The organism is Desulfomicrobium norvegicum, assembly GCF_900114595.1.
GTDB classification, from domain to species: Bacteria; Desulfobacterota; Desulfovibrionia; order Desulfovibrionales; family Desulfomicrobiaceae; genus Desulfomicrobium; species Desulfomicrobium macestii.
The window spans coordinates 65589-82716 of sequence record NZ_FOTO01000011.1 but is presented as its reverse complement, the minus strand read 5'-3'; the positions used below and the strand labels follow the sequence as shown (position 1 = coordinate 82716).

Here is a 17128-nt window from a genome sequence, read left to right as displayed (position 1 = left end):
TGCTTATGCATTGCAAGGGAATCGAATCGTTGCGCATTGAAATGTCCGAGGCCACGCTGACGCGGCTTTTGGCCGAGGGGCATCTGGGGGCCGCCGATTTGCGTTGCCTGGACCGGGTTTCCGGTCAGCGGCTGCGGCGTCTGTGTCTGAAGAGTTGCGTCTGGCGCAAGGCGGGGGGCGGATGCGCCGCGCCGGGAACTTGCCCGTATGGGAGAGAGGGATCGAAGTGCTGAAGTTTCGGCAGGACGGCCCGACCGTGCCGCTTCGAACTTCGGGACGCGAATCGCACCGGGGCGCTGCCTGGACCGAAGCGCGGTTCGGGGGAGGGCGTCAGGCATCCTGGCTGTCGCGCATCGGAATCGTCAGGCGGATGGCCCTGCTGCTGCTTGTCCTCGTGCTGCTGCCCATGGCCGCTATCCTGGCCCTGATCGAGTCCGGCATTGCCGTCGATCCTGTCAGCATGCTGGTTCTCGGCCTGGCCTTGGGGCTTGGCCTTTTGGCTCCGGTGAGCCGTGCCGGGGCCTTTTTTCTGGTCCTTCGCGATCTGCGCGCCCTGAACGACTTCTGCTCGCAGATTCAAAAAGGCCGCTACGGAGCGCGCTTCGCGGTGGGCGCCGAAGGTGATGACGAGCATGAAATGCTGCGCCTGAGGCGCAACATGAACTGGATGGCCCATCACATCGAGTCCCAGACCAAGGCGCTGCGGGTACGGCTTGACGAAAGTGATCTGCGCAAACGCTTTTTCGAGGAGATGTCCTACCGCGATCCGCTGACCGGGCTTTACAACCGTCGCTATTTCGACCGCTTTCTGCCCGATGCCTTGCGCGATCCGTCACGAGGCGCTGGCGTTTTTCTGGCGCTCATCGATTGTGACGGATTCAAGCGGGTCAACGATACGCGGGGGCACCAGGCCGGTGACGAGGTGCTGGCGGCGCTGGGTCGGATCATCGCCCAGTCGGTGCGGGAAGGCGTTGATGTCGGGTTCAGATTTGGAGGGGATGAGTTTGGCGTCATTTTCCGTGCTTTCGAATTTTCCGCCTGCCTGAAAGCGTGTGAGCGAATCCGCGTCCGCTTCGAGGCGGCCAATGACGCTGACTGCACGGTCTCCATCGGTCTTTGCGCATGGACTCCCGCGCGTGGATCGAGCGTGTCGGAGCTGGTGCATCATTGCGACAGCTGCCTCTACAGGGCCAAGGACCTGGGCGGAAACCAGGTTGTCACCGAACGAACTGAAGGGGCCGCCACGGCTCCGTGCAGCCGCTTCTAGGGCGCCGCCGGTTCAAACGTACACGGCCCGCGGGCCATCAATTCATCATTTCTTGATGTAAGGAAATATATGTTCAATATTCTTGGGCGGTTGCCGAATACGTCCGGGACGTTTCCGGGAACTGCCGGGCCTTGTGCTCCGTTGGTGCTGACCTTGCACCAGTTTGCCGAATCCCTGGGGCGGGCCGTGGACGCCAAAGACGCGTGGACCTGCGCCCATTCCGAGGAAGTGGCCGTTGTCAGTCAGATATTGGCCCTGAACATGGGCTTTACCCCCGCCCAGGCAGAGCTGGTCCATCTGGCCGGACATCTGCACGACATCGGCAAGATCGGCATCCCCGACGCCATTCTGCAAAAGGCCGGACCGCTGACGCGGGAGGAATTCGAGGTCATAAAACGCCATCCGCTCATCGGCGAGGCCATCGTGCAGCCGGTCAAGGCCCTGAACGGGCACAGCGGAGTGGCGCGCATGATCCGCCATCATCACGAGCGTTATGACGGTCTCGGCTATCCGGACGGATTGAGTGGATACGACATCCCCATGGGAGCGCGAATCCTGGCCGTGGCCGACAGCCTTTCGGCCATGATGCAGGAACGCCCCTACAAGGGGGCCATGAGCTTTGAACATGCCGAGGCCGAGATCATGGGCCAGGCTGGAAAAATGTATGATCCAAGGGTGGTCCGTGCGTTCCAGCAGGGACGCGACCAGGTCCTGTCCTGGATCGAGGGGATGCGCGGGGAGGTTCGTATCGCCGGTTGAGAGGTGAGGCGGACCATTTGCGGGATGAACGATATGCGGGGGCCAGACGCCCGCACCAGATGCCCGGGAGGCGCATTCATCGCCGGAGCGTGAAAAGTGGGCGGCTGCCTGTGGAGCATCCGTGATTTTGGGGTGATCAGATCAAGGTGTCGGCATCGTGCTGGAAATATCTCCAGGACATGTCGATGAGTTCGGCCTTGAGGTCGCTTCCGGTCTTGTGTGCGTAATGCTCGTACAGGGATTTGGCCATGCCCGCAAAGAGGTCCACGACCTCCGGGTCGAAATGCGTCCCGCGGCCCTGTTCCAGGATGTCAAGCGCTTCCCCGCAGCTGAGCGGTGCCTTGTATGGCCGGCGCGAGGTCAGGGCGTCGAAGACGTCGGCCACGGCGAAGATGCGTGCGGTCAGGGGGATCTCCTTTCCTTCCAGGCCGCCGGGGTAGCCTTCGCCGCCGAATTTTTCGTGGTGTCCGCCGACCACTTCGCGCGCCTCGCGCAGCCAGGTCGAGCGTGCGATGACGTCCAGACCGTGCCGGACATGGGTTTTCATGATTTCAAATTCTTCCGGTGTGAGCCTGCCAGGCTTGAGCAGGATGTCGTCCCTGATGGCGATCTTGCCCACGTCGTGCAGGAAGGCGCCCATGGTCAGGGCGCGCATCTGGGGCGTGCGCAGGTTAAGGGCCTCACCCATGCGCAGGGCATACATGGTCACCCTGTAGTTGTGTTCGTCCGTGTCGCTGTCACGCTTGGCGACGATGCACCCGAGCAGCGACAGGGTCTCGAAGTTCGCGGCCTGCATGTTGCGGGAGAAGGCCACCAGCCGGTTGGTCAGGCGCAGCACGACCGGGTAGAGGATTCCGGTCGTGGCCAGGGTGATAAGCACCACGATGCCGGCGGTAAAGACGGATTTCCTTTTCATGGAGGTCACAACGGCCGGGGCTGGGATGAAAACGATCTCGGCCGTTCCCGCCTCGCCTCGCGCGGGATCCCCCAGGAGCAGCACGGCGTGGACCGCGAGAAGATCCGCGATGCGCTTTGTCTCGACCCAGGGGAGTTCCGTGGATGCGGATGCTCCGTCCGCGTGGATTTGTTCCCAGACCGCCTGATGCTCGGCGAAAGTCGTATCCAGGTATTCCCGCACTTCCGCTTTGTCCCGTCCGCTGAACTTGGCGTAAACGATCTTGCCGCGCGTGGTGAGCCGCCTCGTGGCGCCGAATTCGCCCAGGGCCCGGTCAAAGGCTGCCGCCGGTTTGGCGTCCGTCTGGGCCACGATCTCCCGGGTCCTTGCGACCAGTTCCCCGATGTCCGCCCGGGCCTCGGTCACGATTTCCTCTTTGAGCATGCGCTCTTCGGCCACGTAGGCGAAGACGGCCATGGCCACCGCGATGACCGTGGCCATGATGGCCAGTCTGGCGACAAGGGTGCGGCGTACGTAGGTGACAAGGGGAACGTTGCGCGAGGAAAACATGCCTTCCTCCGAAGGTCGGTTCATGAGGGCGCGGGGGCGCGATGATGCAAGGGCGTATGTACCCGCTCTGCTGGTCGATGTCATGCCCTGTTATGCGCAAAAAAGCCCCCGATTGCACGCATCGCGGCAACGGGGGGCTGTAGGGATGTATAAGTCTGTTTGTGGGCGTTTTTCGTGGTCAGTAGATCTTGCGCTTGGAGAAACTCGAACCCAGCACCGTGAAGGTGTTCTCGACGATGAAGAGGGCCTGCGGGTCGTGGGTGAAGGTGATCTCTTCGAGTTTCTTGAGTTGGATGTTGTTGACCACGGTCATGAGCACGTTCTTTTCGCGTTTGCTGAACGCTCCCATGCCTTTTAAAAAGGTGGCGCTTTGCTTCAGGGAGTCGAGGATGCTCTGGCTGATGGCTTCGGAATGATCGGAGATGATGAAGACGACCTTGCGCTGCGAAAAGAGCGAGAGGGTCTGTTCGACCATGACCGAGGAGATGAAGACCAGGATCAGGGATACGATGACCAGATCGACGGGCATGATCGTCAGGCACAGGAGGAACAGCCCGAGATTGAAGCCGAAATAGACCTTGCCCACGCCGATGTTGTAATTCTGGAAGAGATAGACCGCCAGGATGTCCAGCCCCCCTCCCGACCCCAGGGAACGCAGGATGAGACCGCCGCCGAGGCCGTTCAGCACGCCGCAGGCAACGGCCGCGTAGAATTGGTCATGGATCTCGACGGTGACGTTCATGAGCTCGAAAGCCACGGTCATGACCACCAGACCATAGAGGCTGTAGAGCACGAAACGGGGACTGAGCTTGTACCAGCCCAGGATGAAGGCGGGCAGGTTGATCAGAAAGAAGAGGATGCCCGGGGTCAGCCATCCCGTCGAATAATAGATGAGCGCGCCCACGCCGAAAAAACCGCCCGGTATGAACTGCTGGGGAATGGCGATGCCTTTCATGGCGAAGGCGCACAGGAGCGCTCCGCTGGTGATCAGAAAGAGGTTCCAGCGGATGGAGTAAGCCAGGTCAAAGCGTTTTATCACGGGCCTCAAGGGGTTTGTACCAGACATTCATGCTCTCAAGATCGCCTTTGATCTGGGTGTTGTTGGGCAAGGTTCCGGCGAAGGAGTATCCCTGCCGGGCGAAAACGATGTTCATGCCGGTGGCATGAGCCCGGGCGATGGTATAGGCGGTGTCGATTCCGGCTTTTGTCATCTCCTTTTCCATGTGCGCCAGGAGAATGCAGGCCAGCCCCTTGCCGCGGTTTTCCGCCAGCGTGGCGAAGTCGGTCATTTCCACGTTCCCGGAGGAGCAATCCATTTCAGCCGAGGCCAGGGCTGTCAAGTTTCCCTCGGCATCGCGCACACCGAAGTAGCGCACATGTGATTCCATTGTTGAGAGAAGGTAGTCTTCATCATCAATGGGGAAGGGGTAGGTTTCGAAGACACGGCGGTAGAGACCTGCCATGGCCTTTGCGTCTTCGGGCTTCATGGCTCCGATGGTCCAGCCCTCGGGCAGGGTGCGTCCATTTTGCACGCTCTGCTCCCTGGCGGTGCTGAGCACCTCCTGCACCAGCTTCGGGCTGCGGATGACGGAGCGTTCGCGCTTGGGGTATTTGGCCATGAAGCAGCCGTCCTGGCTGCCGTTGAACATGTTCGGGACCCTGGCTTCGACCTTGAAGCCCTGAGCCCTGAACCAGCCCTCGGCCGGTCCGGGCACCTTGGCGAAGAGCTTGGTGTAGCCGTTGGTCGAGGCCAACTGTTCCATGAAGCGGATGATGCGCGGCACATCCGGGGACGCCAGTTTCATCAGATAGACACGGTCGCTGGCCGGTCCGTGCTGGAGCAGGGCTCCTGTCATGCGGATCATGCTGTCAGGCTGCATCAGTGCGCCTCCCTATGCGTTCGTTCTCCTCGGGGGTGAGGCTCTGGGTGTCGTCCCAGTCGGCCAGCAGGCTCTCGATGCCGATGGCCTTCTCCTCGGCGTCGGCCTCCCGCAACTGCAGGTTGCAGGATTTGCATTCCCGGTCGCAGTAGGTCGGCTCGTAGTGGGCCGGCTCGTGGTAGGTGGTGATGACGCCCTCGTAGTTGCGCAGCACGACCTTGTTCGCGGTCCAGGAGATGATGTAGTTGGGCATGAGCGGGATCTTGCCGCCGCCGCCCGGAGCATCGACCACGTAGGTCGGAATGGAGAAGCCGCTGGTGTGGCCGCGCAGGCTCTCAAGGATCTCGATGCCCTTGCCGATGGGCGTGCGAAAATGGGTCAGGCCCTCGGACAGATCGCACTGATACAGATAGTAGGGACGCACCCTGTTGCGCACCAGCTTGTGGTTCAGGACCTTGATCAGGCGCGGGCAGTCGTTCACTCCGGCCAGGAGCACGCTCTGGTTGCCAAGGGGAATGCCTGCATTGGCCAGCTTGGCCAGGGCCTGCTTGGATGAGGCCGTGATCTCCGCCGGATGATTGAAATGCGTGTTGATCCAGAGCGGATGATGCTTCTTGAGCATCTCGACCAGATCATCGGTGATGCGGTACGGCAGAACCACCGGGGTGCGGGTGCCGATACGCACGACTTCGACGTGCTCGATGCCGCCGATCTCGGTCAGAAGCCAGTCGAGCATGTCGTCGGAGAGCAGAAAGGGGTCGCCTCCGGACAGGAGCACGTCACGCACCTGCGGAGTGTTGCGGATGTATTCGATGCCCAGGCGCAGATCGTCGCGGCTCGGGATGGAGTCACGGTCGCCGACCTTGCGCTTGCGGGTGCAGTGGCGGCAATACATGGCGCAGGTGTTGCTGACATGCAGCAGTACCCGGTCCGGGTAGCGGTGGGTCAGGCCGGGCACGGGGGAATCCTCGTCCTCGTGCAGGGGGTCGCTCATGTCGTGGCTTTCGATGCGCAGTTCGTCGGTGGAGGGAAACGCCTGCATGAACACGGGATCGTTGCGATAGTCCTTGGGCTCGATCAGGGACAGATAGTATGGCGTAATGGCCATGGGAAACTTTTCAGTGGTGTTTTTGAGCGCAGCCCGCTCCTTCTCGGTAAATCGGATGCCGAGCAGGCGCTCGACCCCTTCGATGCTTTTGATGCTGTTGCGCACGTGCCACTTCCAATCCGTCCAGTTGGAACGGGTGGCGTCTTCCGCAATGATCTTTGCCAGGCGACGCTGGTTTTCAGAATATATTTGCATTGGATCTCCTTCTCCGCGACATTTTCTTTCTGAATGATATCCAGAAAAAAATATTTGAGAATTACAGTGTGTGATTGACGGGTCGGAAAAAAGTCAAAGACAAAGCAGCTCTTTTAAAAAAGAACCAAGTTCTGCTATCTGCAGAAATTTGTAATGATTTAAATGAAGCTTTTTTTGGTCGCGGGATTGGCAATTTAGATCATGTAAAATATTTCTGATCAAGGGGATGCGAGGGTTGTGTTTCGGGTACGCGGGTGTACCCGACAGGAGGGCGTGTATTTTTCGGTGAGCAATGGATTTGCTTGGAAGGTCGCAAGCGCGTTTCAGAGTGCGGGAACCCGGAGCCGGCCGTGTCCGAAGCGGCCGGCCCCGGGAAGAAGTCAGCCGTGGCCCAGCTTCTTTTCAAGCTCGGCCACGATCAGGGTGGTCTTTATGACCGTGTCGGGATTGAGGGACATGGACTCGATGCCGCACTCGACCACGAACTGGGCGAACTCGGGGTAGTCGCTCGGGGCCTGTCCGCAGATGCCGATGTACTTGCCCTTTTTGACCGCGACCTCGATGACCTGCTTGACGAAGCGTTTCACGGCAGGATTGCGTTCGTCATAGACGTGGGCCACCAGCGACGAATCGCGGTCCACTCCCAGAATGAGCTGGGTCAGGTCGTTGGTGCCGATGGAGAAGCCGTCGAAGACCTCAAGGAACTCCTCGGCCATGATCACGTTGGATGGAATCTCGCACATGCCGATGACTTTAAGTCCGTTCTCGCCTTGTCTCAGGCCGAACTCGGCCATGGTCTCGATGACTTTTTTCGCCTCCTCCACGGTGCGTGGGAAGGGGATCATGATCTCGACATTGGTCAGCCCCATTTCCTCGCGGATCTTTTTCATGGCCCGGCATTCAAGTCCGAAAGCCTGCTTGTAGTCCGGGGAATAGTAGCGCGACGCCCCGCGCCAGCCGATCATGGGGTTTTCCTCTTGCGGCTCGAAGAGCTTGCCGCCGATGAGGTTGGCGTATTCGTTGGACTTGAAATCCGAGAGGCGCACGATGACCTGCTTGGGATAGAAGGCGGCCGCGATCATCCCGACCCCTTCGGCCAGCTTGTCGACAAAAAACTCCGCCTTGTCCGCATATCCCGAAGTCATGTCGGCGATGGCGCGTTTGAGAATGTCGTCAGGCAGGTCTTCATAGTTCAGGAGCGCCAGGGGATGGATCTTGATGTAGGAATTGATGATGAACTCCTCCCGCGCAAGGCCCACGCCTTCGTTGGGGATGAAGCTCTTCTCGAAGGCCTGCTCGGGGCTTGCGAGGTTCATCATGATCTTGGTCTTCGGCTTGGGCAGGGTGCCAAGATCCGTCTCCTGGACCTCAAAGGGCACAAGGCCCCGGTAGACACTGCCGATGGAGCCCTCGGAGCAGTCCACGGTCACGTCCTCGCCCTGGGCGAGCCTTGTGGTCGCGTTGCCCGTGCCGACGATGCAGGGGATGCCCAGTTCGCGGCTGACGATGGCCGCGTGGCATGTCCTGCCGCCACGGTTGGTGACGATGGCCGAGGCAATCTTCATGATCGGCTCCCAGTCCGGGTCGGTCATGTCCGTGACCAGTACTTCGCCTTTGCGGAAGGTGTGGATCATCTGGGCCGACTTGATGACCTGGACCGGCCCCTGTCCGATGAGTTCACCCACGGATTGGCCCTGGACCAAGGTCTCTCCTTTTTCCAGCAGCACGTATTTCTTGAGGACGGCCATGTCTTTCAGGGAATGCACGGTCTCCGGCCGCGCCTGGACGATGAACAGCTCGCCGGTCTGGCCGTCCTTGGCCCATTCGATGTCCATGGGCGTGAACTGGCCGCGATGCGTGCTGTAATGCTCCTCGATGGTGCAGGCCATGCGCGCCAGGGCCACGACCTCCTCGTCATTTATGACCAGCCTGCGCCGGTCCTCTTCGGGCACGGCCACGTTCTTGGTCGGGGCCTTGGCGTCGGTGGTGTAGATCATCTTGATGGCCTTGCCGCCGACCCGCTTCATGATGATGGGTTTGAACCCTTTCTTGAGCGTGGGCTTGAAGACGTACCATTCATCGGGATTCACCGCGCCCTGGACCACGTTCTCGCCCAGGCCCCAGGCGCCGGTCAGAAAGACCGCGTCCTTGAAGCCGGTCTCGGTGTCGATGGAAAACATGACCCCGCTGGCTGAAAGGTCCGAGCGCACCATTTTCTGCACGCCGATGGACAGCGAGATCGAGAAATGGTCGAAGCCCTTGTCCTGACGGTAGGAGATGGCCCGGTTGGTGAAAAGAGAGGCAAAGCAGCGCTGGCAGGCGTCCAGCAGGTCCTCGGCGCCACGGATGTTCAGATAGGTCTCCTGCTGACCGGCGAAGCTGGCGTCGGGCAGGTCCTCGGCCGTGGCCGAGGAGCGCACGGCCACGTCGACGTTCGGGCCGTAGGCCTGCTCCAGTTTGCGGTAGGCGCTGATGATGGCGCTTTGCAGGTCCGCCGGTATCTCCAGATTGCGGATCAGGGCGCGGATGCGGCTGCCGCGTTCCATGAGGTTGTCCATGTCGTGGGTGTCGAGCCCTTCCATCATGGCCTTGATTTTGTCCATGGCCCCGGAAGCTTTGAGCAGATGGCGATATCCATGGGCTGTGACCGCGAAACCGTTTGGTATGGGGACGCCCTTGGGCACGAGATTGCGGTACATTTCGCCAAGGCTTGCGTTTTTTCCGCCGACCAGCGGAACGTCTTCTATTCCGAGTTCGTCAAACCAGAGCACAAAGGCTTTTTGTTTCTCCACGGCAGTCCTCCTTGGGGCGCAAAAGGGGTATGATCACGTCTCTTTATCCATCTCACGGCAATGTGAATTGTGCAACTCAGGATGTGCTTTAAGGCAGGCTGGATGGATGAAACGGATGCCTGCGTGCAGATTTTCATCGGGATTTTTCTGGTTCCAACAATCTGGAATGAAAGAAAATAATTCGATTGTTACCGTTCTGTGACAGTTTTGTTTCCGAATCGTAAAAAAACTTTTCTTAACGCCCAAGATGCTCTACAGAGGTGCGGGTTTCGCGTCTTTGTCATACAACCGTCACAAAAACTCCCATGGATAATCTATGCTCAATATTTTGGTTCAGACTCTTGGAGGACTCGGCATTTTCATCCTCGGGATGAAGCTCATGACCGAGGGCCTGCAGATGGCAGCAGGCAACAGGATACGCAACGTCTTAAAAGCCGTGTCCGACAACAGGGTGGTGGGTTTTGCCACGGGCGCGGCCGTGACCGCCCTGGTGCAGTCATCCTCGGCCACCACGGTCATGCTCATCAGCTTCGTCTCGGCGGGGCTCATGTCGTTGACCCAGGCCGTGGGCGTGATGCTCGGCTGCAACGTGGGCACGACCATGACCGCCCAGCTCATCGCCTTCAAACTCTCCAACCTCGCCCTGCCGGCCATCGCGCTCGGGGTTCCGCTCAAATATTTTTCCACGCGCAAGAAATACCGCTATCTGGGCGAAGTCATTCTGGGCTTCGGCCTGCTCTTTTTCGGCATGACGGTCATGGGCGATGGGCTTAAGCCGCTGCGGGTGGAGCCAGAGTTCATAGCCTTTTTCACCAAATTCAACGCCGCATCCTTTGGCGGGATACTTCTTTGCGTGGCCACCGGCTGCGGGCTGACCATGATCCTCCAGTCCTCCTCGGCCACGGTGGGTCTGACCATGGCACTGGCCACCCAGGGCCTGCTCGACTTTCCTTCGGCCATGGCCCTGGTTCTTGGCGAGAATATCGGAACCACCATCACGGCCGAACTGGCCACCATCGGGGCGTCAAACATCGACTCCCATCGGGCGGCGCGTTCCAACACCATGTTCAACGTGCTCGGGGTGATGATCATGCTGCTCATTTTCCCCTGGTTTTTGCAGGGGGTGGAATGGATCACCCAAAACGTCATGGGTGCAGAGCCCTGGGACCTCCATGTGGGTGAGGAATATCCCCATATGGCCCGCTATCTGGCCAACGGCCACACGCTTTTCAATCTTACCAACGCTCTCGTTTTTCTGGTTTTCCTTCCTCTGCTGGTTCGGGTGGGAACCTGGCTCTCCCCCAAGGACAAGACCACGGGCGACTCCCTCTTTCGGCAACCGGTCTTTGACCAGCACGTCGAAGATAATCCCGTGGCCGCCCTGGCCCAGGTGCGGGGTGAAATTCACCGCATGTCGCTGACCGTGCGCGCGGCGTACAACAACGCCCTGGAATGCTTGGAGACGCGGGACCATCGCACCATCCGGCAGCGGCAGCGCTTCGAGGACCAGGTCAACGCCATGCACAGGGCCATCTCGACCTTCCTGGCCAAGACCATGCAAAGCGAGATCAACGAGGCCATCTCCAATGACATCGCCGAGCAGATGCGGGTCGTCAACAACCTCGAACGCATCGGTGATGCCGTGGAGGCGTTCGGGCTGCTTTGCGAGGACATCGTCGACAAGGAGCTCAAGTTCAACGAAGTCGCCATGCGCGATCTGTTCATTATTGCCGCCAAGGTCGATGAATTCCTGAGGATGATCAGCGACGCCCTGATCAGGGAGCCCGAGGGTTTGATGGAGAAGGCCGAGGAGGCCGAACGGACCATCGACTCCATGCGTGAATCCATGCGCGAATCCCACATCGAGCGGCTCAAGATCGGCAAGTGCGGGATCGAAGGCGGCCTGACCTTCATCAACCTTCTGGCCCGGCTCGAGAAAATCGGCGATTACTGCTACTCCATCGCCCGCTCCGTGACCTCCGAGAACTAGACTCCCAGCTTTTTTCCCTGAGATTCCCGCAAGACGCAATGTCTTGCGGGAATTCCTTGCCTCCATCGCCCTGCGCCGGTATTCCTCTCGTAAAAGCCTGCAAGCTTTTCAGGCCTTTTCGGCTTGCCGGAGGACGCATGAGATTTCCATTTTTTCATTCCATCCGCGCCACGCTGGTCTTCCTGGTGTTCCTGGCCGTGCTGCCTGCATTGGGCATCATGCTTTTCTCGGGCTACACGCTGCGGGTGAACATGATAGAAAGCGCCGAGGAGGCGGCCCTGCGCCAGATCCAGGTCATGGCCTCAAGTCATGAACAGGTTGTGGACAACGCGCGGTTGCTGTTGGCCACCCTGGCCAAGGCTCGCGAAATACAGATGCTCGACCCGCAGGGGACCAGACTTCTGCTGCAGGAAATGCTCTCCCGCAATGGCGTCTACGCAGCCTTGGCCCTGTACGATCCGCAAGGGGGCATGGTGTCGGCTTCTCCGGCGGATTCCTTTTCCTCCGGGGAGGAGTGGGCCTGCCTGCAGGAAGCCAGGGAACACATGCATTTCAGCATGGGCAGCTATCATCTGGTCCCAGGCACCCAGAACGTTGTCGTCGAATTCGCCCAGCCCGTCGTTGACCGGGAAGGGTCGCTGCGCGGCGTGCTCGCGGCCTCCTTTGATCTGAGCTATTTCGGGCGCATTTTTGCCGAGGCCCATCTGCCCGCGGGGTCCATCTTCACCCTGACCGATGCCGACGGCATGCGTCTGACCCGGTTTCCTGAAACCGAAAAATATACATGGGTGCCAGATCTTCCCCGGATGATAACGAGGATGTCCGGGGACCGTGCCGAGGGAACTTTTTTGGAAAAGGGCGTGGATGGGGTGCGCCGTCTTTACAGCTTCAAGCGGCTGCAGTTCGGGGAAGATCCGTCAAGGTCGCTCATGATCCGCCTTGGCCAGCCCGAAGACCTGGCGCTGGCCGAGGTCAGACGGGCGCTTTTTCGCAATACGTTCCTTCTGCTGCTGGCGACGGTTCTGGCCGTGGCGGTGGCCCGGTTCGTCGGAGAGTTGACCATCATGCGCCGACTGAAACGGCTGCTGGCGGCGGCGGATCGTCTTGGGACAGGCGATCTGAGCACGCGCACGGATCTTGACCACGCAGAAGGCGAGCTCGGGGTGCTCGCGGCCGCCTTTGACCGCATGGCCGGAAGTCTGCAGATCCAGGATTCCGAGCGCAGGCGGGCCGAGGAGGAGTGCTGCCTGCTGAACACGGATCTGGAGGAGCGGGTCGTGACCCGTACCGCCGAATTGGCCGAGGCCAACAGGGAGCTGCAAACCGCCCTTGAAAATCTCCGTCAGACCCAGGGGCAGCTGGTCATGTCCGAGAAGCTCGCCGCCCTGGGCGGGCTGGTGGCCGGGGTGGCGCACGAAATCAACACGCCTGTGGGCGTGGCTCTGTCCGCCACATCGACCCTGGCCGAAAAGAACCGGGTCATCAGCGATCTTTTTTCTACAGGCGAGATGAAGCGGAGCGACCTGTCGGAATATCTGGAGTCCACTCGCGAGGGTGTGGAGATGAGCCTGATCAATCTGAACCGCGCCTCGGATCTGATCCGCAGCTTCAAGATGGTCGCGGCGGATCAGGTTTCCGAATCCCGCCGGAGCTTCAACGTGCGCGAGTACATCGGGCAGGTGCTCCTCAGCCTGAGGCCCAAGCTGAAAAGAACCACGCATCGGATCGAGGTCGAGTGCGACGAGGATCTGGTCATCGACAGCTATCCCGGTGCGTTTTCCCAGATACTGACCAACTTCATCGTCAACTCGCTGACCCATGCCTTTGGCGAAAAGGAGACGGGGCTGATACGCATCGAAATCGCAAAAAACGACGACATGCTGAGCCTGACCTATTCAGACGACGGGTGCGGCATCCCCCCTGAATATCAGGACAGGATCTTCGAGCCCTTTTTCACCACTGCCCGGGCCAAGGGCTCCACCGGGCTTGGCCTGCATATCGTCTTCAACATCGTGACCAGCACCTTGGGTGGCACCATCACCTGCTGCAGTGCCCCGGGCCAGGGCACCACGTTTCAGGTACGCATGCCCCTGAAAAGAGAGAGCACATGACCGGTAACGACGAAATCCTGTTCAAGGACGAGACCCTGCCCCTGGCTCCCGCCCAGGCGGCGGGGGATGACGGCTGGAAGATCCTGATCGTGGACGACGAGGCCGACGTGCACAGCGTCACCACCTACATGCTCGCCGGTCAGGAGTATCGCGGCCGGAAATTCAATTTCCTGCATGCCTACAGCGCGGAAGAGGCCAAGATAGTGCTGGCGGAACACCCCGACGTCGCCGTGATTCTGCTTGATGTGGTCATGGAGACCGACGACAGCGGGCTGCTGCTTGTCAAATATATCCGCGAGGTGCTGAACGAGTACACCGTGCGCATCATCCTGCGCACCGGACAGCCGGGCAAGGCTCCGGCGGCGAAAGTCATCCTTGAGTACGATATCGACGACTACAAGGAAAAAACGGAGCTGACCCTGGAGAAGATGCTGGTGACGCTCATCTCGGCCCTGCGCAGCTACAACTTCATCACCACCATCGAGAACAACCGCAATGGCCTGCGGCGCATCATCGAGGCCTCTTCGGACATCTTCGAACGCCAGTCCCTGCAGAAACTCGGCTGCGGAGTCTTGAGCCAGCTCACCTCCATCCTGCAACTCAAGAATGACGCAGTGTTCACGCAGGCCTCCGGGCTGACCGCTTCGGGGATAAAGGGCGAGTCCGTGGTTCTGGCCGCCACCGGGGAGTTCAGCAAATATCTGGAAAAACCCATCGACCAGATTCAGAGCGAAACCGTGCATAGGGCCCTCGACCGGGCCAGGACTCAGCCCCATGGTTTCTATTGCGAGGAGGACAAGTGCGCCTGGTACTTCAAGAGCAAGACGGGCTCGGACAACTTTCTGTATTTTGAAATTTCAAAGGATCTGGACGAGAACGACCATGATCTGCTCGAACTCTTTTTTACCAATGTTTCCCTGGCTTTCGACAACCTGTATCTGAACAAGGGCATTGAGGACACGCAAAAGGAAGTCATCTTCCACATGGCCGAGACCATGGAGTGCCGCTCGGCCGAAACGGGTAGCCATGTCCGGCGCGTTTCGGAGTATGTGCGCCTGATGGCCCTGAAATACGGGCTTGGCGAGGAGCAGGCGGAAATGCTCAAACTGGCCTCGACAGCCCATGATCTGGGCAAGATAGGCATCCCCGATTCCATCCTGAACAAGCCCGGGTCGCTCAACCCGGAGGAATACGACATCATCAAGAGCCATGTGCAGCGCGGCTACGACCTGCTCGTGAACTCGACAAGCCCCATCATCAAGACAGCGGCGCGGATCATCCTGCTGCATCACGAGCGCTGGGACGGGAAGGGCTATCCGCAGGGGCTCGTGGGCGAGGAGACGCACATTCACGGCCGTATCGTGGCCGTGGCCGACGTGTTCGACGCCCTGTCCAACAAGCGCGTCTACCATCAGGCCTGGGACTGGGACAAGGTCTTCGCATATTTTCTGGAAGAGAGCGGCAAGCATTTTGACCCGTGCCTGGTCGATATCCTCCTGGAGAACAAGGAGGAGTTCATGGCCATCTGGGAAGAATACCACGACGAGTGCGGGGTCTGCCTGGGAAGCCGGGAAGCGCTCCCGGCGGATTCCGACCGCTCCGACCGCTCCGCCCGCTCCGAATGAAGCAAGAACTTCTTGAATTGCCTGCCGTTTCATCGTCTCCAAACCGCCTGCCCCTGCGGCTTCCCGGTTTGACGACTCGCTGGCGGCCGAGCGCGTGAAACGACGAGACGCCGGTAGTTAAACAGGTCGGTTTTCACCGCGTATGACAAAATTCAACGTGCGGGTCGCATCGGAAATAGTCGAACGAGTTGCCGTGCATATTGCGCAGATGTAACTTGATGCAAAGGCATGTCTTTATCCAGACTGTTGGTCGATACAACACTAGCCCGTCGGCGAATATCCTCGCTCTTTCATATCAATACTAAATGATCCTGGTACCGCAGTCAGACAAAATAATGATTGCTACCTATGTCTTACAATCATACCCTCCTTGCTCAAATCAATCTTTGTTGCTAACCGACGCATTTGCTGCAATCCGGAGGCCGGGAATGATCATCAAGATTCGAGATCCAAAGGACAGGGATATTGCCGAACTCGATGCGCTGCTGAAGCAGGTCGACGCTCAAGGCAAGCGCTTTCTCATCGAACGCGAGCTGCGGGCCATGAAGGCCGGAATAGCGGGGGAGGAGGACTGCGCCTATTACATCAATTTTTATTTCGGCAAATCCGATAACTGGTGCGTGGTCCACGACCTGCGCATCGAGCACCAGGGCAGCGTGGCCCAGATCGACCATCTGCTGATCAACCGCCTCTTTGAAATCTACGTCATCGAATCGAAGAATTTCTCCTACGAAGTGGCCATCAACGATAGCGGAGAATTCACTCTCAAAAGCGGCTCCCATTCCTTTGGCATCCCCTCACCCATCGAACAGAACAAACGCCACATCTTCCTGCTGGAAAAGTTCATCGCAGATCGCGGGCTCACTCCCAGCAGGCTCGGCATCCCAATAGTCCCCCGCTACAGAAGCCTGATCCTCATGTCCCCGAAGTCCGTCATTTCCAGGCCGGACAGAAAGACGTTCGACACCGACATGGTGATCAAGGCCGATACGTTGCGGACAAAAATCGACGAGGTTGTCGACAAGATGAACCCATTGCAGGGCCTGGCCATCATGGGGAACATGTCCACGATCAAGACCGTGACCGATTTCGCGGAATCCCTTCGGTCGAACCATTCCAGCGCCTCAATTGACTACCGGAAGAGGTTCGGGATCGAGGCAGCGACTGATCCAATTCAGACCGTGATTGATAGAAGTAACGGCGCTGAAGGGCAGGTGGAAAGGAAGTATTACTGCTTCAAGTGTAGGACGGCGATTCCGGGCAATGTGGCGCGGTTTTGTTGGAATAATAAGGAGAGGTTTGGGGGGAAGGCGTTTTGTTATGAGTGTCAGGAGGGGATGTAATGTTTGCAAATTTTGATGCTAGAAAAAATCAATGTTCAATATCTGTCCCTAGTCGTTTTATTAACACAGGCCCAATGAACTTAATCGCACACTTGCAGCGGCTACAGAAACATCAAATTTAGAAGCGAGCTCAATTTCGTCACAACCTAACTCTAATACAGCTTTTTTAAATTCACGTTCAGGCATTAACAATTCTGCTGCGAACCAATTTGCTTCCCATTCACGGCGATTACTGCCGCGCCGTGTGAACCTCAAAATTTCGTCACCCTTATCTTCGGTATGTAAAAAAAAGTGACCAAGTTCATGGGCTACCGTAAAATTATCTCTTGCCTTGGAAGAAGATAAAGGGAGAAAAATAACAAAACTATTCGGATAGACACGTAGCGTCTCCTCCCTGTCATCCCCTTCAACATATTCCACACTTCCATTAAATTCACAAAAAATAGCATCAAAAGCATCCTGAGGTGAGCGATAATCTTTGAAATACTTTTTACGCACTTCTGTAGCCTTATTGCGCACAAAATTTTTGGGAATTTCCCCATCTAACATTCTAGGCATCGTAACATCCCCTGTAATTAAGAATAATATTTTTT

12 protein-coding genes are annotated in these 17128 nt (G+C 58.5%); 6 read left to right on the top strand and 6 right to left on the bottom strand.

Features of this window, described 5'->3' with window-relative positions; genetic code table 11:
* Positions 1–142 precede the first annotated feature (142 nt).
* Positions 143–1267 carry a GGDEF domain-containing protein gene (locus BMZ24_RS14735; RefSeq protein ID WP_143077926.1) on the top strand — a complete coding sequence of 375 codons (1125 nt, stop codon included), beginning with the start codon at positions 143–145 and terminating at the stop codon, positions 1265–1267.
* 69 nt (positions 1268–1336) lie between these two features.
* Positions 1337–2026, top strand: a complete 690-nt coding sequence (locus tag BMZ24_RS14730) for an HD-GYP domain-containing protein (protein ID WP_092193525.1) — start codon at positions 1337–1339, stop codon at positions 2024–2026.
* Between the two features lie 136 nt (positions 2027–2162).
* Here BMZ24_RS14730 and BMZ24_RS14725 read toward each other — a convergent pair whose 3' ends face one another.
* From BMZ24_RS14725 to ppsA, 5 genes are all read right to left on the bottom strand, one after another.
* Positions 2163–3491 carry an HD-GYP domain-containing protein gene (locus BMZ24_RS14725; RefSeq protein WP_161949179.1) on the bottom strand — a complete coding sequence of 443 codons (1329 nt, stop codon included), beginning with the start codon at positions 3489–3491 and terminating at the stop codon, positions 2163–2165.
* 178 nt (positions 3492–3669) lie between these two features.
* Positions 3670–4557 (bottom strand): YitT family protein, encoded by an 888-nt coding sequence (locus tag BMZ24_RS14720; RefSeq protein ID WP_092193523.1) that lies wholly within the window; start codon positions 4555–4557, stop codon positions 3670–3672.
* The gene (gene ablB / locus BMZ24_RS14715) at positions 4514–5371 is read right to left on the bottom strand and encodes a putative beta-lysine N-acetyltransferase (protein ID WP_092193522.1); all 858 of its coding nucleotides are present in this window, start codon (positions 5369–5371) and stop codon (positions 4514–4516) included. Before ablB ends, BMZ24_RS14720 begins: the two co-directional genes overlap by 44 nt.
* Entirely contained in the window at positions 5361–6674 is a 1314-nt protein-coding gene (gene kamA, locus BMZ24_RS14710; RefSeq protein ID WP_092193521.1) for a lysine 2,3-aminomutase, read from the bottom strand. Before kamA ends, ablB begins: the two co-directional genes overlap by 11 nt.
* Before the next feature lie 380 nt (positions 6675–7054).
* Entirely contained in the window at positions 7055–9466 is a 2412-nt protein-coding gene (ppsA, locus tag BMZ24_RS14705) for a phosphoenolpyruvate synthase (protein ID WP_092193520.1), read from the bottom strand.
* Positions 9467–9782: 316 nt separating this feature from the next.
* Here ppsA and BMZ24_RS14700 point away from each other — a divergent pair, with 316 nt between their 5' ends.
* The 4 genes from BMZ24_RS14700 to BMZ24_RS14685 all read left to right on the top strand — a co-directional run bounded on the left by BMZ24_RS14700 (position 9783) and on the right by BMZ24_RS14685 (position 16535).
* The gene (locus BMZ24_RS14700) at positions 9783–11456 is read left to right on the top strand and encodes a Na/Pi cotransporter family protein (RefSeq protein WP_092193519.1); all 1674 of its coding nucleotides are present in this window, start codon (positions 9783–9785) and stop codon (positions 11454–11456) included.
* Between the two features lie 137 nt (positions 11457–11593).
* On the top strand, positions 11594–13567 hold the full coding sequence (locus tag BMZ24_RS14695) for a sensor histidine kinase (protein ID WP_092193518.1): 1974 nt from the start codon (positions 11594–11596) through the stop codon (positions 13565–13567).
* Complete coding sequence (locus BMZ24_RS14690; protein WP_092193517.1) at positions 13564–15192, top strand: DUF3369 domain-containing protein; 1629 nt, start codon at positions 13564–13566, stop codon at positions 15190–15192. The genes BMZ24_RS14695 and BMZ24_RS14690 overlap by 4 nt, the downstream gene beginning before the upstream one ends.
* A 428-nt stretch (positions 15193–15620) precedes the next feature.
* Complete coding sequence (locus BMZ24_RS14685) at positions 15621–16535, top strand: nuclease-related domain-containing protein (protein ID WP_161949178.1); 915 nt, start codon at positions 15621–15623, stop codon at positions 16533–16535.
* Between the two features lie 60 nt (positions 16536–16595).
* On the opposite strand, the gene BMZ24_RS14680 is transcribed toward BMZ24_RS14685, so the two are convergent.
* Entirely contained in the window at positions 16596–17093 is a 498-nt protein-coding gene (locus tag BMZ24_RS14680) for an ImmA/IrrE family metallo-endopeptidase (protein WP_161949177.1), read from the bottom strand.
* Between the last annotated feature and the right edge of the window lie 35 nt (positions 17094–17128).

Bases quoted from the DNA above. Each gene is read 5' to 3' on its own strand.
- BMZ24_RS14730 (WP_092193525.1), top strand. From the start codon at position 1,337: ATGTTCAATATTCTTGGGCGGTTGCCGAATACGTCCGGGACGTTTCCG.
- BMZ24_RS14725 (WP_161949179.1), bottom strand. From the start codon at position 3,491: ATGTTTTCCTCGCGCAACGTTCCCCTTGTCACCTACGTACGCCGCACC.
- BMZ24_RS14720 (WP_092193523.1), bottom strand. From the start codon at position 4,557: ATGTCTGGTACAAACCCCTTGAGGCCCGTGATAAAACGCTTTGACCTG.
- ablB (WP_092193522.1), bottom strand. From the start codon at position 5,371: ATGCAGCCTGACAGCATGATCCGCATGACAGGAGCCCTGCTCCAGCAC.
- kamA (WP_092193521.1), bottom strand. From the start codon at position 6,674: ATGCAAATATATTCTGAAAACCAGCGTCGCCTGGCAAAGATCATTGCG.
- BMZ24_RS14700 (WP_092193519.1), top strand. From the start codon at position 9,783: ATGCTCAATATTTTGGTTCAGACTCTTGGAGGACTCGGCATTTTCATC.
- BMZ24_RS14695 (WP_092193518.1), top strand. From the start codon at position 11,594: ATGAGATTTCCATTTTTTCATTCCATCCGCGCCACGCTGGTCTTCCTG.
- BMZ24_RS14690 (WP_092193517.1), top strand. From the start codon at position 13,564: ATGACCGGTAACGACGAAATCCTGTTCAAGGACGAGACCCTGCCCCTG.
- BMZ24_RS14685 (WP_161949178.1), top strand. From the start codon at position 15,621: ATGATCATCAAGATTCGAGATCCAAAGGACAGGGATATTGCCGAACTC.
- BMZ24_RS14680 (WP_161949177.1), bottom strand. From the start codon at position 17,093: ATGCCTAGAATGTTAGATGGGGAAATTCCCAAAAATTTTGTGCGCAAT.